The following is a 13348-nucleotide window of genomic DNA, read 5'->3' as shown; positions in this document are numbered from 1 at the left end:
GGACGCCGTTAAATTCCTATCACGATGCCGTCAAAAGATCGTGCTGACTGAAACACAAAGTCGATGCATCCAATCCGGCTGTCGTTTGTTATTGTCGGCAGCTTCACCGCATCGTGCCTTCCGAAAATCAGGATCGATTTCGGAAGGTACGGCGCATTGATTCAAAATGTTTTAGAGCGTCCTTTGCGCGTCCAAAAGCGCGCGGCGCTATAAGGGAGACCCCCATGACAGATGCAGCCAAGATTCGCGAACGTATGGAAGTGATCGGCGCCGACGGGGTCCATGTCGGTACCGTCGACAAGGTTGACGGAGATCGCATCAAGCTGACCAAGCGCGACAGCGGTGAGGGCGCTCACAGGGGTCATCACCACTTCATTCCTCTCAGCCTTGTCGCCGAGGTCGAGGGCCAGAAGGTGCGGCTGTCGGCAAACTCGGACGTTGCGGTCACGTTCGAGGAAGAAAAATCCGACCCCACTTGATCATAAGTCCAGTCCGGTTACGGCAAATCCGAATGAGCCCTGCGCGGTCAGCGCGACGACCAGACCGGGAACAGATCGCTCTCGGCCGGCGTCGCGGCAAAGACGCCGCGGCTGATGGCGCGCGCCATCGTGGCGCCGGCGGCGGCGTAGAGATCGATCGCATCGTTGGGCCTGAGCTCGATGCCACTCTTGCCCGTTGCCAGCGCGAAGACCAGATCGCCGTCTGCGGGCGTGTGCGTCGGCCAAATGGCACGGACAAAGCCGTCATGCGCTGATATCGCCAGGCGTTTGGCGGCGGCCTTCGTGAGTACCGCGTCGGTGGCGATCACGGCGATGGTCGTATTGGCGCCGGTTTCCGCCTGCTCTGCGGCATGCTTGTCACGGAACTTCAGCAGGATCTTTCTGGCATCGTCAGGCATTGGGTGGGGAAAGCCTAAGCCGCCGAACTCGTCGCCGATCTCGAACGGCGCCGCCCAGAAATGGCGGGTCCCGGCGACCGTCACCGAGCCCGTCGGGTTGACGGCGGCGAGCGCGCCGATGGTGACGCCGCTGTCCAGCACTGTCGAGGCCGAGCCGAGCCCGCCCTTCAGGCCGGAGCTCAAAGCCCCACTACCAGCGCCGGCAGTGCCGAGCGCAAAGTCGATCGCGGCGGCTTGCGCGGCTTCGTAGCCAAGGTCGCGGTAAGGCGGATACCGGCCCCAATCCTTGTCACCGCCATTGCGCAGGTCGAACAGGATCGCCGCCGGCACGATCGGCACCCGAAAGCCGCCGACCTCGACGCCGATGCCTCTTTCGCGCAAGGCCGCCTGCACCCCCGACGCGGCGTCAAGGCCAAAAGCCGAGCCGCCCGAAAGCACCACGGCATGGATGGCGTGAATCGAATTGTGCGGCTCGAGCAGGTCGGTTTCGCGGGTGCCTGGCGCACCGCCCAGGATTTGCACGCCGGCCACGGCCGGTTCGTCGCAGATGACGGTGGTCACACCGGATTTCAGCTTCGCATTCGCCGCATTGCCGACACGCAGGCCGGCGACGTCGGTGATGAGATTGCGCGGACCCGTACGGAACATCCCCGTGCTGGACATCATTGGCTCTCCGCCGGCACGAAACGGCCGCCGTCGAAACGGTAGGCTCGATAAGGATTTTGCGTCAGGTCACCTTTTTCGTCAAAGCGGATCGGTCCGATCGCCGTGGCGAAGTCATGCGCGGTCAGCACGTTGGCCAGTCTCTCGCCGGAGCTTTGCGTCAATGCCGAAGCCGACTTGGCGATCTCGACCGCGGCATAGGCGGGCAGGGTGTAACCTTCCGGCACGATGTTTTGCCCGGCAAAGCTCTGCAGCACCTTGGGGTCGGCGACATCGGCCCATTCGGGCGGCGCGATCATCAGCGTGCCGATGGCATAAGGCACATCGCCGAGCGGCGCGCGCAACGCTTCGCCGCCCGCAAACACCATGCCGGTATTTAGCTGGCCAGCATCCCGGCCCATAATGGCGACATCATCGCCGTCGCCGCCGGCAAAGACATGCGTTGCGCCGGCTTTCTTAAGTCGGCCGATCAGGCCGATCTGGTTGTCGAGCTGCGGCCGGAACGTGTCGACGAACACCGGCTTCAGGGCCGCTTGCTCGGCGGCTGCCCGAAACGTCTCGGCCATTTCGCGGCCATAGATCGTGCCGTCGTCGACGATGGCGAACAGCTCGGTCTGCCATAGGCGGGTGAGGATGGCAGCGACGGCATTGCGCTCGTCGTCGCCGCGCGGCCCGAGACGATAGATCGGCCATCCCGTCTTGGCGCGCCGGTCGGTCAGGCTTTCCGTGCGAACGCCGACTGTGATCACCGGTATGCCGGCATCCTTGAGGATCGGCAGAGCCGCCTCGATTGCGTCGGTGCACAAAAACCCGATGACGACGTTGACCTTGGCCGCGGCGAACTCCCGCGCGGCGGCGGCGCCACCATCGGCCGTGCAGGCGTCATCGATCGTCGTGATTTCGGCGTCGTTCGCTTCAGCCGCCATTGTCGCGCCTGCCTCGATCTGTTTGCCGAGGATCGCCGACGGCCCCGACAGCGGTGCCGCGACGCCGACCAGCAGCCTCTCGGCGCTCGCACCCCCGGCGACCGAGAGCCAGGCCAGCACCGCTATTGTGGTTGTCCAAGGTCGCATGCGAGCGAAGAATTCCTCCGCGCCGGTCGCGTGTTCTGCCGGCGCCAATGCCGTCAAGACCTAAAGGCTGGCCAGCTTTGGCGCAACACGGGAATCCAGGATATACGTCAAGCACTTCGCTTGTGGGCTGCAATATCCCCCCATATATAACGGTTGGTTCTGACTAGTGGAAAATCATCGGTGCTGAAGAAGAATGACATCGGGCCGCAGGCCTACCGCGACGCGATGGCCCATTTTGCCGGTCATGTGCATGTAGTCACCACCGATGGCCCCGCCGGCAGGCGCGGCGCGACGGTGATCGCGGCCTGCTCGGTGTCGGACACGCCGCCAACCATCCTGGTCTGCCTCAATCGCGAAAATCCCAAGAATGAGCCGTTCGTGGAAAACGGCAAATTTGCCCTGAACACGCTGGCTTCGGATCAGGAGCCGCTGTCGATCGGCTTTTCCGGCATGACCGGCCTGCCGGTCGAGGAGCGTTTCGCGTTGGCCGAATGGGATGTGATCTCGACTGGTGCGCCGACGCTGAAGGGCGCGCTCGCCGTCTTCGACTGCGAACTGATCGACTCCAAGGATCTGGCCACCCACCGTGTGCTTTTTGGCAAGGTTACAGGTTTGCGTATGGGCGATAACTTGCGGCCGCTGATCTATCACAACCGCGGCTACCACGCTTTGTAGAGGCTTTCAGGTGGCCGCGCCCGCGGAGACAGAATGACCGAGTGGAAAACCGCGTCCGGCGCCGCGGATGATCGACGAGACGCTCGATCTGTTGACCCGTGCGGATTATGTGGCGGACCGGTCGCTGGCAACCGTGCTGTTTTTATGGGTTCGGTCGACCCGCGCCGATGGATCGAGGCTGGCGTGAAGCGCGTCGCGTAACCACATGTCTCCCAAGGAGGAATCATGGAACGCAGTATCTATCTCGATGAGGCTCGCGACCCGCTAATCATCGCGGAGGGCTGGATGAAGGACGGCAAGGATGTCGCCATTGCCACCGTGGTCGAGACCTGGGGCTCCGCGCCGCGCCCGGTCGGCAGCCACCTGGTCATCGACGCCCAAGGCAATTTCCACGGCTCCGTCTCTGGCGGCTGCGTCGAAGGCGCCGTAGTCACCGAGGCGGTCGAGGTTATCGACAGCGGCAAGGCCAAAATGCTCGAATTCGGCGTCGCAGACGAGACCGCCTGGCAAGTCGGCCTGTCATGCGGCGGCCGCATCAAGGTCTATGTAGAAAGATTGGGTTGATCTCGAATGGATCCCTATGCGCTGAAGACACTCAACGCCGAACGCCGCGCCCGCCGCGCGGCAATCCTGGTCACCGATCTCGGCGACGGCCGCGACCGTGTCGTGCGCGAGGGAGACCGGGTAGCCGGTGAACTCGGGGCGGCCGTCGCCAAGGCATTTCGCACGGGCAATTCCGGTTCGGTCGAAGCTGAGGGGCGCACGTTCTTCCTCAACGCACATCTGCCGCAGCCGCGCCTGGTGGTGATCGGCGCCGTCCACATCAGCCAGGCGCTGGCACCGATGGCTAGGATCGCCGGCTATCCTGTCGAGATCATCGATCCGCGCACGGCCTTTGCCACGCCCAATCGTTTTCCCGATATCGCGCTGCATGCCGAATGGCCAGAGGATGTGCTGACGCGTCAGCCGCTCGATAACTATACGGCGCTGGCTGCTCTCACCCACGATCCGAAGATCGACGATTTCGCGTTGAAGGCGGCGCTCGACGCCGGCTGCTTTTATGTCGGCGCGCTCGGCAGCCGCAAGACCCACGCCAAACGTGTGGAACGCCTGCTGGCTTCGGGGGCGACAGCCGACCAGATCGCCCGCATTCATGCGCCGATCGGCCTCGACATTGGAGCTGCCAGCCCGGCCGAGATAGCCGTCGCGGTGTTGGCGCAAGCGATCCACGCCTTTCGCTCCCGCGGCCTCGAATCCAAAGGCGCAGTCGCGTGAAATTTGGTCCCGTTGCGATCGATGCGGCCGAAGGGGCAGTGCTTGCGCACGCCACTACAGCCGGAGAGCGCCGCTTCCGCAAGGCGCACCGGTTAAGCGCCGGAGATGTGTCCCTGTTGAAGGCCGCTGGCATTTCCGAGGTCGTCGCGGCGGTGCTGGCGCCCGATGATCTCAGCGAGGACGTCGCCGCTGAAAAGATCGCCGCATGTATGATCCATCGCAACATCGAGGCGAAGCCTGCCGCGACAGGTAGGGTCAACCTCCACGCGCAGGCTGCCGGCATGTTCACCGTCGACGCGGCGATGATCGACGCCATCAACGCCGTCGATCCGACGATCACCATCGCCACGCTCGCGCAGCATGCGCCGGTCGAAAAAGGTCAGATGGTAGCAACGGTGAAGATCATTCCGTTTGCGGCCGCCTCCGCTTTGGTCGATGCGGTGGCAAGGATCTGCGCGGGCGGCGAGATCTTTGCGGTCAACGCCTATCAGCCGGTGCGCGTCGGCGTCATCCAGACGGTGCTGCCCGGCATCAAACCCAGCGTGCTCGACAAGACGCTGCGCGTCACCGAAGCACGCCTGGCGCGTTCGGGCGGCAGGCTGACGGCGGAGCGTCGAACGCCGCATGAAATTATCCCCGTCGCCGAGGCTGCGGCCTCGCTGATCCGCGACAACGATATGGTGGTGATCTTCGGCGCTTCGGCGATGGCCGATTTCGGCGACGTCGTTCCTGCTGCGATCGAAAGGGCGGGCGGCACTGTCGTCCGCGCCGGTATGCCGGTCGATCCCGGCAATCTGCTGGTGCTCGGCACACTCGGCGGCAAGCGCATCATCGGTGCGCCGGGCTGCGCCCGCAGTCCCAAGGAGAACGGCTTCGACTGGGTGCTCGACCGGCTGATCGCCGGTCTCGACGTGACCGCCAGGGATATTGCCGGCATGGGTGTCGGCGGTCTGTTGATGGAAATTCCGACGCGGCCGCAACCGCGCGAGCCGTTGCCGGCCAAAGCCGAACCAAAGGTCGAGATTGTGCTTCTGGCCGCCGGCCGCTCCAGCCGCATGGGCGGGCCGAACAAGCTCTTGGCACTGTTCGATGGCAAGCCTCTGGTCCGCCGCACCGCCGAACGCGCGGTCGGTTCGAAAGCCGCGGCCACCATCGTAGTCACCGGCCACCAGAGCGAGCGCGTGCGCAGTGCACTGTCTGGCCTCGATGTGACCTTCGCCGACAATCCGGATTTCGCCGAGGGTCTGTCTTCGTCGCTAAAGGCCGGCATCGCCAAGATTTCCGGCGACGCCGCCGGCGCCATGATTGTCCTCGGCGATATGCCCGGCGTCGCCTCGGCCGACCTCGACAGGCTGATCGAGGCGTTCCGCAGGTCAGAAGGCCGATCGGTGGTGCGGGCCTCGCACGCTGGGCGGCGCGGCAATCCGGTGCTGCTGCCGCGTCCGCTGTTTGCCGCGATCGCTCACCTCCAAGGCGATACCGGCGCCCGCCATCTGGTCGAGGCCGAAGGGCTCGACGTCATCGATGTCGAGATCGGCGAAGGGGCAGCGATCGATGTCGACACGCGCGAGGCGCTGGAAGGCGCCGGCGGCGTGCTGCAGGATTGACAAACCGAAGCCGAAAAACGCATGGCTGAGGGATGGCCTTTCGTTCCTGCTTCCGGTTCCGCTTGCCCCCCTCGGGCCTCCCGGCCCTGCTGATGGCGATTCTTTTGCAGCTCTTTTGTGTCGCCTATGCCAACGCTCTCGAACTCAAACCCTTCAAGGACGATCTGTTCGCCTATCCGGTCACCCTCTCGTCCGAGAGCAACGGCGCCTATACGGTGGTCGATTATCGTGAGCTGCGCGACATCAACGCTCGTGACGAAGTGCCTGAGCGTCGTGTGCACGCGCAATACACCGAAACCGGCGTGCGCAAGGTGCAGCAGGATCTCTTGCTGAAGACCGACGCCGGCGATGTCCGCCACATTGCCGTCGGCAAGACCGGGGGCGCCAGCATCATCGTGCTTTATCTGCACGGGCAGGGCGGCAGCCGTAAGCAGGGCACCGACGACTTCACCTTCGGCGGTAATTTCAACCGCATCAAGAACCTGATGGCGGGCAATGGCGGTCTCTATCTATCGCCGGACTTTTCCGATTTCGGCGACACAGGTGCCGCCCAGATCGCCGCGCTGATCGACCACTATGCCGAACAATCGCCGAGCGCAAAAATCTTCGTCGCCTGCGGCTCGATGGGCGGCTCATTATGCTGGAAGCTGGCCGCCCGCAATGATACCGGCCGGCGCATCGACGGGCTGCTGCTGCTCGGCTCGCTATGGGACGAGAGTTTCTTCTCAAGCCCCGCCTTCAAGCGTCGTGTGCCGGTCTTCTTCGGCCAAGGCAGCAAGGACCCGGTGTTTCCAATCGAGAAACAGGAAGCCTTCTTCCGCTCCATCCTGGCCAAATCGAAGAGCTATCCCACACGCTTCGTCCGCTTCGAGACCGGCACGCACGGCACGCCCATCCGCATGACCGACTGGCGCGGCACGCTCAACTGGATGTTGTCGGAGGCCCCTTAAGGCGCGGTATTGTAGTCGACGACCGTCTGCGGATTTTCCTCGCCGTCATAAGACGCGTCGACGTCGTACTGGACCAGGGAAAAATCGCCGTTGCGAAACAGATAGGTCCCCGACGAAGAGGCATCGCCGATGCCGCGCCATTTGTTGAAGGTGGTGATCGTCTTGGTCTCTTCGTCGTAATCGGAATTGGTTGCCCAGCCGGAGGTCTGGAAGCCAACTATGGTCATGCCCAGCAATTTGCCGTCGCTGTCATTGTTCTCGTAGCGGATGTCCATTTCAGGTTCGGCGAACTGCAATTGTCTTACGCCAAGCACGTCGTCGCTCATGTAATAGATCGAGTTTTCGTTGTAGGCTGCGGCCGAGCAGGCGAAATGGAAAAGCCGCGTTTCGCTTTCGGGATCGCTGGTAGCCGCATCCTTGTCCTTATAGTGGATCGAGAAAATATCCGGCTTCTGCGCCAAAAGATCCTTGTCGCACTGGTCGCCATAGGTCGCGGCAAACGCCTTGTTGGCCTGCTCAAGCGCTGCGTCCTTCTTCGGCGGCGGCGGTCCTTCGCCGCAGCTTGCCGGCACGGCATCCTCGAAATCGGCCTTTGAGGGTTTCAGCGCACCCTTGTCGATGAAGATCGAGCGAAATGGCGGTTCCTGGATCGAGGCGTTGATCTGGCGCAGCGTATAGCAGCCGGCAAAGACATTCTCGCTGCCGTCCTTGGCCGTCGCCCGGATGGCGACCGGAACGCTGTAGTAGATGCTGCCGGCAGCCCCGTCTTCGGATACGCCACCGGTTTTGACTTCGACCGTGTCCGTGCCGTCATAGCCTTTGACGAAGGAATTGAAATCCTTGGCCGGCTTGGTGTCGCCGAAATAGTCCCAGGCGCGCGCGAATTCGTGCCGGCTGATGGCACTATAAAGCGACCGGATCACCGCTTCGGCATTCGACCTGTCGTCGATATAAGGCGCGTCTGCGGCGAGCGCCGATTGGCCGGCAACGGCAAGAGAGATAAAGGCGGTCGCTGCAAAAAGGGCGCGTCTCATGGGGAACCTCCACTCGATAAAAAATCCTATCATATCGATTGCGGCGACGTGGTGACGCTTGAACAATCGCCTGCGAAAGCGCTACCTCTCGCCATAGGCAGTAGGGCTGCGTGGAGATTTCTTGTGACCATATCAATGTATGAAGCATCCGTGCCGGTATTTTCGGCGAGGCTGAAGTCACTGGCCAATGTGCTGAACATTGCCGAGCAAAATGCGGCTGATCGCAAGATCGATCCGCAGGTGTATCTGACGGCGAGGCTGGCGCCGGACATGTTTGGGCTGACCAGGCAGGTACAGATTGCCACCGATCACGCCAAGGGCGCGCCATCGCGGCTTGCCGGGCGTGAGGTGCCAAAATACGAGGATAATGAGACGAGCTTCGTTGATCTGCAGGCCCGCCTTACCAAGACGCTCGACTATCTCGCGACATTTTCGGCGGCCGAATTCGATGGTTCAGATGACAGGATGGTCGAACTGCGGCTTGCGGGGCGCGAGGTTTCGATGCCGGGAATGCAGTATCTGCTGCATGCCGCCATGCCCAATTTCTACTTCCACCTGACCACCGCCTACGACATCCTGCGCCACAACGGCGTGCCATTGGGCAAGTCGATCTTCCTCGGATTGCGTTGAGATCAGCTTGTGAGATATCCTGCTGCGGCGGGATATCTCACGGCGCGCTGTTTAGCGCAGGGACATTTCCCGGGCGATGCGCGGGAAATCGGCCGGCTTGACGCCGATATCGGCGCGATCGGCATTGCTCATCGAATGGAGCAGCGCCAGTGCCGCACGATAACGCAGCTGTTCCCGCGGACGCGGACGGGCGAACATTTCAGTGAAGAATCCCACGATTCAAGCCCCTTATGGAACCTCCACGGCCGTCAATATAGGCAGATCATGACAATTGTGCAGTGCAGCATTCGCATGGCAGCCATGCTGCCCTGATCTTTTTTGACATAATTCGGCTGTTCCGGCGAAACTTCTGCGGTGCTTCGACCGTAGGCCTCAGTGCCGGCACTTGGCCGGTTTTTCCTCGCCATTCCTGGCGAACTTCCGGACTGCATTCACATGCAGTCCGGTCTTTTTTGTTAGCTGCGGCGAAAAACTCCGTTCGCCGGCATCCTGGGAAAGTCGCCTGGCCTGCCGTCGGTGGGCTTGGAAGCGGGCGGCGCTTTCCTGTATGCTATTGCTTCCTCCTCGCGCAGCCGCGCAAAATTCCCGCCGGAGAAACTCCATGCACAAACGCCGTCTCGGCCAGACCGAGCTTTTCGTGTCGCAAATCTGCCTCGGATCGATGACTTGGGGCCAGCAGAACACCGAGGCGGACGGTCACGCCCAGATGGATCTGGCGTTTGCTCGCGGCGTCAATTTCATCGACACCGCCGAACTCTATCCGATCCCGCCCAAGGCGGAGACACAAGGCCGTACCGAGACAATCATCGGCAATTGGATGAAGGAGAAGCGCAATCGGGACCAAGTGATCATCGCCTCGAAGGTAGTTGGTCGCACCGCCAACACTTGGTTTCGCGGCGACCGCCCGTCTAAACTGGTGCGCGCCGATATCTTCGACGCTATTGATAAGTCACTCGCTAGGCTCAACACCGATTACATCGACCTATATCAGATCCATTGGCCGGAACGCGACGTGCCGTGGGGTGCCAATCCGAACCGCATCGGCACCTTGCCGCGACGCTCCGATGCCACCGGCGTGCCGGAAGGCGAGACGCCGATCGCCGAGACGCTTGCCGTATTCGATGAACTGGTGAAGGCCGGCAAGATCCGCCATTTCGGCCTGTCGAACGAGAATTCCTGGGGCGTCATGCGTTTCATTGCCGAAGCCGACAAGGGCCTCGGCCCGCGCGTCGCCTCGCTGCAGAACGCCTATAATTTCGTCAATCGCACCTTCGAAGTGAACCTTGCCGAAGTCTGCGAGCGCGAGCAGGTGTCGCTGCTTGCCTATTCACCGCTGGCGCAAGGCTATTTGACCGGCAAATACGATCATGGCGCGCGGCCGCAGGGCTCGCGCTCGCAGTTGTTCAACCGCGGCCAGCGCTACGAGACGCCGAATGCTGCCGAGGTGCAGCTCGAATACAACCGGTTGGCGCGCACCTTCGGCATGGAGCCGGCGCTGTTTGCCAATGCCTATGTCTCGAACCGGCCCTTGGTCACCTCGAACATCATCGGCACCACCACCATTTCGCAACTCGAAATGGCGCTCTCTTCCGCCGACGTGGTCTGGACCGAGGAGATGCAGAAGGCCGTTGATGCGATCCATCAGCGCGTCGGCAATCCGTGCCCTTGATGCGTCGGGACGTGGTTGTCCGATCGTCATAAGGAGAGGGGGACAGCCATGGGCTTCCGGATCGATGCGGTGCGCGCGAAATTTCCGGCCTTGTCGTTGACCGATAAGGGCCGCCGGCGCATTTATCTCGACAATCCTGCCGGCACGCAGGTGCCGCAGGCGGTGGCGGACGCGGTGTCACGCTGTCTGCTGACCACCAATGCCAATCTCGGCGGCTTCTTCGAGACCAGTATTGCGGCACAGGACATTGTCGACGAGGCCCATCTGGCGATGGCGGATTTCCTCGGCGCTGCGAGCCCGCAGGAAATTATCATCGGTGCCAACATGACGACATTGACCTACCACATGTCGCGAACGCTCGGCCGCACGATGAAGCCCGGGGACGAGATCATCCTCACCCGCATGGACCATGAGGGCAACGTCTCACCCTGGCTGCAGCTGGCTGAAGACCTTGGCCTTGTCGTGCGCTGGCTGCCTTTCGACCAGCAGAGCTGGCAGATCGAGGAGGCGGCGCTCGCCGCGTTGCTTTCCGAGAGGACGCGGCTCGTCGCGCTCAACTACGCCAGCAATCTCACCGGGTCGATCAACCGGGTGAAGGCGTTGACCGGCATCGCCAGGCGGGCTGGTGCGTTGGTCTACGTCGATGCCGTCCAGTTCGCGCCGCATGGTCTCATCGACGTCCAAAACCTCGGCTGCGATTTCCTGATCTGCTCGGCGTACAAGTTCTTCGGCCCGCATATGGGAATTTTGTGGGGCAGGCTGGACGTTATCGATGCGCTTAAGCCGTATAAATGCCGTTGCTCGTCCAATGCCTTGCCGGAGCGCTTCGAGCTCGGCACGCCGCAAATTGAATTGATGGCCGGCCTGTCGGCGGCTGTCGATTATTTTGCCGAGTTGGGAGCGGCAGCTGGTGCGCAAGGGTCGCGTCGGCGGAAAATCGCCAAGGCCTTCGAAGTCTCAATCGCTTACGAGAACCCGCTAACGCAACAGTTGATCGACGGTCTGTCGGATATTGCCGGCCTGACCATCCACGGCATCACCGATCCGAAGCGGATCAATGAGCGTGTGCCGACGGTGTCGTTCACTGTCGAAGGCATAGCGCCGGAGACGATCGTGCGGCAGATGAATGCGGAAAACATCTTCCTGTGGTCCGGCCACAACTACGCCTGGGAGATCGTCCACCAGCTCGGCATCCCGGCCGAGCAGGGCGTGGTGCGCATCGGCATCGCCCATTACAACACTGCAGCCGAGATCGACGAGACGCTGGAGAGCGTGCACCGCGTTGTCGCCATGCTGAGGCACGAGCGATCCTGAGCGGGCCACGCCGACGGATCATCGCTTGTGGGCCCCGCCAAAACCGGTGAGGAAGGCGGTGAGATTGTCGCCGAGCTCGTCGCAGAGATAGCCGCCTTCCTGGACGATGACCGTCGGCAGCCCGAGCCCGGCGATCGCCTCGCCGATGCGCGAAAAACCAGGCGTGCTCACCGACAGCCCGCCGAACGGATCACCTTCGAAGGCGTCCAGCCCCAGCGCGACCACAAGCGCATCGGGCGAGAAGGCGTTGATGCGCTGGAACGCTGCCGCCAGTGCTTCGAGGAAAGCCGCATCGCCGGATTTGCGCGGCAGCGGCAGGTTGAGATTGTAGCCGAGGCCGGCGCCTTCGCCGCGCTCGTCCGCATAGCCCCAGAAAAACGGATAGAACCGCACCGGGTCGGCATGCAGCGACACGGTGAGCACGTCCGGCCGGGCATAGAAGATGCCTTGCGTCCCGTTGCCGTGATGCAGGTCGACATCGAGGATCGCCACCCGCGCTGCCTGCTTGCGTAGAGCCTGTGCGGCGACCGCCGAATTGTTGATGAAGCAGAAGCCGCCGGCGACGTCGGCAAAGGCGTGATGGCCGGGCGGCCGGCATAGCGCGTAGGCGGCCGGCGCTCCCAACATCACCGCCTCGGCGGTTTCAACCGCGCTCCAGGCGCTCCAAAGCGCGCTCTGCCACGTCTCGCCGGAGATCGGGCAGGCTGTGTCGGCCATGTGGTAGCCGGCTTGGCCGACCGCCGAGGCCGGATAGGAGCCGTTCCGCGCGATCGGGTGGATGTTGGGGATGACCTCGGCCGAGGCGCCCTCGATGCGCTGCCAGCGCGCGAAGATATGGTGAAGGAAATCGAGATATTCCGGCGTATGTACCGCGGCAATAGGGCCGAGTCCGTGATCCCGCGGCCGTTCGATCGTGCAGCCGGCAGCCTTTGCGCCGGCCAACAATCGCTCGACCCGTTCCGGCTTTTCCGGATTGGGCTGCGGCGTGCCGCTGGAGAGGAACGCCTTCGGGTCGTGGCGCTTCTGTTCTTCGGCATAGAAGGCTTTCATGTTGGCTCCTCCGGTGCATCGGCGAAAGCAAAAAAGGCGTCGCCGACGATCTTCTGCACCTGCTCGTAGCTGGACCAGGCAATGCCCAACCGTTCGTAAAAAGCCTTGGCGGTCTCGTTGTCGGTATCGACGGACAGCTTGAGATAGACGCCGCCGTCCTTCCGGCATTGCGCCGCGACCTGGCGCAGCAGGCGCTCGCCGATCCTGCGGCCGCGAAAACGGTCCTCGACATAGAGGTCCTGCACATAGACGCCGGGCCGGCCCATCCATGTCGAGAAGATTGGAAAATGCAGGCAAAGCCCGGCAAACTCGCCGCCGACCTCGGCGATCAGGGTCGAGAAGGCAGGCTTCTCGCCAAAGCCATAGGTGCGGAGATCCCGAGCTGTCGAGGTGATCTCCTGATGTGCGCCGACATGCGCGCCGAGCCGTAGGAGCGCGGCGTGGATGGTTTCGACGTCCTCCACCCGGCCGGGCCGGATGACAATGTCTCTTGACGGTGGGTTGGTCACG

Annotated in this window: 15 protein-coding genes and 1 pseudogene; 10 read left to right on the top strand and 6 right to left on the bottom strand. The window is 62.7% G+C overall.

The window, feature by feature from the left end:
- The first annotated feature begins 224 nt into the window (after positions 1-224).
- Positions 225-479 (top strand): DUF2171 domain-containing protein, encoded by a 255-nt coding sequence (locus NKH17_RS12065; RefSeq protein WP_254817658.1) that lies wholly within the window; start codon positions 225-227, stop codon positions 477-479.
- 47 nt (positions 480-526) lie between these two features.
- On the opposite strand, the gene NKH17_RS12060 is transcribed toward NKH17_RS12065, so the two are convergent.
- Together NKH17_RS12060 and NKH17_RS12055 are read right to left on the bottom strand one after the other, a co-directional pair.
- Positions 527-1546 (bottom strand): P1 family peptidase, encoded by a 1020-nt coding sequence (locus NKH17_RS12060; RefSeq protein ID WP_352477511.1) that lies wholly within the window; start codon positions 1544-1546, stop codon positions 527-529.
- A gap of 14 nt (positions 1547-1560) precedes the next feature.
- Entirely contained in the window at positions 1561-2634 is a 1074-nt protein-coding gene (locus NKH17_RS12055) for a branched-chain amino acid ABC transporter substrate-binding protein (protein ID WP_352477374.1), read from the bottom strand.
- 180 nt (positions 2635-2814) lie between these two features.
- On the opposite strand from NKH17_RS12055, the gene NKH17_RS12050 reads away from it, so the two are divergent.
- The 6 genes and pseudogenes from NKH17_RS12050 (at position 2815) to NKH17_RS12025 (ending at position 7141) form a co-directional block, all read left to right on the top strand.
- Positions 2815-3309 (top strand): flavin reductase, encoded by a 495-nt coding sequence (locus NKH17_RS12050; RefSeq protein ID WP_254817660.1) that lies wholly within the window; start codon positions 2815-2817, stop codon positions 3307-3309.
- Positions 3310-3376: 67 nt separating this feature from the next.
- Positions 3377-3472 (top strand): annotated as a pseudogene (locus tag NKH17_RS12045) (AAA family ATPase); the annotation flags it as partial.
- Between the two features lie 62 nt (positions 3473-3534).
- Positions 3535-3873, top strand: coding sequence for an XdhC family protein (locus NKH17_RS12040; protein WP_352477376.1), 339 nt, complete (start codon positions 3535-3537; stop codon positions 3871-3873).
- A gap of 6 nt (positions 3874-3879) precedes the next feature.
- Positions 3880-4584, top strand: coding sequence for an XdhC family protein (locus NKH17_RS12035; protein WP_352477377.1), 705 nt, complete (start codon positions 3880-3882; stop codon positions 4582-4584).
- Positions 4581-6191 carry an NTP transferase domain-containing protein gene (locus NKH17_RS12030; RefSeq protein WP_352896687.1) on the top strand — a complete coding sequence of 537 codons (1611 nt, stop codon included), beginning with the start codon at positions 4581-4583 and terminating at the stop codon, positions 6189-6191. The genes NKH17_RS12035 and NKH17_RS12030 overlap by 4 nt, the downstream gene beginning before the upstream one ends.
- Before the next feature lie 92 nt (positions 6192-6283).
- Positions 6284-7141 (top strand): alpha/beta hydrolase family protein, encoded by an 858-nt coding sequence (locus NKH17_RS12025; protein WP_352477380.1) that lies wholly within the window; start codon positions 6284-6286, stop codon positions 7139-7141.
- Here the strand turns inward: NKH17_RS12025 and NKH17_RS12020 are convergent.
- Positions 7138-8175 (bottom strand): DUF1176 domain-containing protein, encoded by a 1038-nt coding sequence (locus NKH17_RS12020; protein WP_352477381.1) that lies wholly within the window; start codon positions 8173-8175, stop codon positions 7138-7140. The two genes, NKH17_RS12025 and NKH17_RS12020, sit on opposite strands and share 4 nt — an antisense overlap.
- A gap of 123 nt (positions 8176-8298) precedes the next feature.
- On the opposite strand from NKH17_RS12020, the gene NKH17_RS12015 reads away from it, so the two are divergent.
- Entirely contained in the window at positions 8299-8805 is a 507-nt protein-coding gene (locus NKH17_RS12015) for a DUF1993 domain-containing protein (protein ID WP_352896689.1), read from the top strand.
- A gap of 51 nt (positions 8806-8856) precedes the next feature.
- Here the strand turns inward: NKH17_RS12015 and NKH17_RS12010 are convergent, their stop codons facing one another.
- Complete coding sequence (locus NKH17_RS12010; protein ID WP_023674744.1) at positions 8857-9021, bottom strand: hypothetical protein; 165 nt, start codon at positions 9019-9021, stop codon at positions 8857-8859.
- 385 nt (positions 9022-9406) lie between these two features.
- Here NKH17_RS12010 and NKH17_RS12005 point away from each other — a divergent pair, with 385 nt between their 5' ends.
- Positions 9407-10474, top strand: a complete 1068-nt coding sequence (locus tag NKH17_RS12005; protein ID WP_352477383.1) for an aldo/keto reductase — start codon at positions 9407-9409, stop codon at positions 10472-10474.
- 48 nt (positions 10475-10522) lie between these two features.
- Complete coding sequence (locus tag NKH17_RS12000; RefSeq protein ID WP_352477384.1) at positions 10523-11788, top strand: cysteine desulfurase-like protein; 1266 nt, start codon at positions 10523-10525, stop codon at positions 11786-11788.
- Between the two features lie 18 nt (positions 11789-11806).
- On the opposite strand, the gene NKH17_RS11995 is transcribed toward NKH17_RS12000, so the two are convergent.
- Both NKH17_RS11995 and NKH17_RS11990 read right to left on the bottom strand, forming a co-directional pair.
- Complete coding sequence (locus NKH17_RS11995) at positions 11807-12838, bottom strand: histone deacetylase family protein (protein ID WP_352477385.1); 1032 nt, start codon at positions 12836-12838, stop codon at positions 11807-11809.
- The gene (locus tag NKH17_RS11990; protein ID WP_352477386.1) at positions 12835-13347 is read right to left on the bottom strand and encodes a GNAT family N-acetyltransferase; all 513 of its coding nucleotides are present in this window, start codon (positions 13345-13347) and stop codon (positions 12835-12837) included. The genes NKH17_RS11995 and NKH17_RS11990 overlap by 4 nt, the downstream gene beginning before the upstream one ends.
- Position 13348: the final 1 nt, after the last annotated feature.

Source organism: Mesorhizobium sp. M1334, from assembly GCF_040317995.1.
Classification (GTDB): domain Bacteria; phylum Pseudomonadota; class Alphaproteobacteria; order Rhizobiales; family Rhizobiaceae; genus Mesorhizobium.
This window is presented reverse-complemented; position numbering and strand designations above follow the sequence as displayed.

Excerpts from the sequence above, each read along its gene's own strand:
- NKH17_RS12065 (WP_254817658.1), top strand. The coding sequence starts at position 225 with ATGACAGATGCAGCCAAGATTCGCGAACGTATGGAAGTGATCGGCGCC.
- NKH17_RS12060 (WP_352477511.1), bottom strand. The coding sequence starts at position 1,546 with ATGTTCCGTACGGGTCCGCGCAATCTCATCACCGACGTCGCCGGCCTG.
- NKH17_RS12055 (WP_352477374.1), bottom strand. The coding sequence starts at position 2,634 with ATGCGACCTTGGACAACCACAATAGCGGTGCTGGCCTGGCTCTCGGTC.
- NKH17_RS12040 (WP_352477376.1), top strand. The coding sequence starts at position 3,535 with ATGGAACGCAGTATCTATCTCGATGAGGCTCGCGACCCGCTAATCATC.
- NKH17_RS12035 (WP_352477377.1), top strand. The coding sequence starts at position 3,880 with ATGGATCCCTATGCGCTGAAGACACTCAACGCCGAACGCCGCGCCCGC.
- NKH17_RS12025 (WP_352477380.1), top strand. The coding sequence starts at position 6,284 with ATGGCGATTCTTTTGCAGCTCTTTTGTGTCGCCTATGCCAACGCTCTC.
- NKH17_RS12020 (WP_352477381.1), bottom strand. The coding sequence starts at position 8,175 with ATGAGACGCGCCCTTTTTGCAGCGACCGCCTTTATCTCTCTTGCCGTT.
- NKH17_RS12005 (WP_352477383.1), top strand. The coding sequence starts at position 9,407 with ATGCACAAACGCCGTCTCGGCCAGACCGAGCTTTTCGTGTCGCAAATC.
- NKH17_RS12000 (WP_352477384.1), top strand. The coding sequence starts at position 10,523 with ATGGGCTTCCGGATCGATGCGGTGCGCGCGAAATTTCCGGCCTTGTCG.
- NKH17_RS11995 (WP_352477385.1), bottom strand. The coding sequence starts at position 12,838 with ATGAAAGCCTTCTATGCCGAAGAACAGAAGCGCCACGACCCGAAGGCG.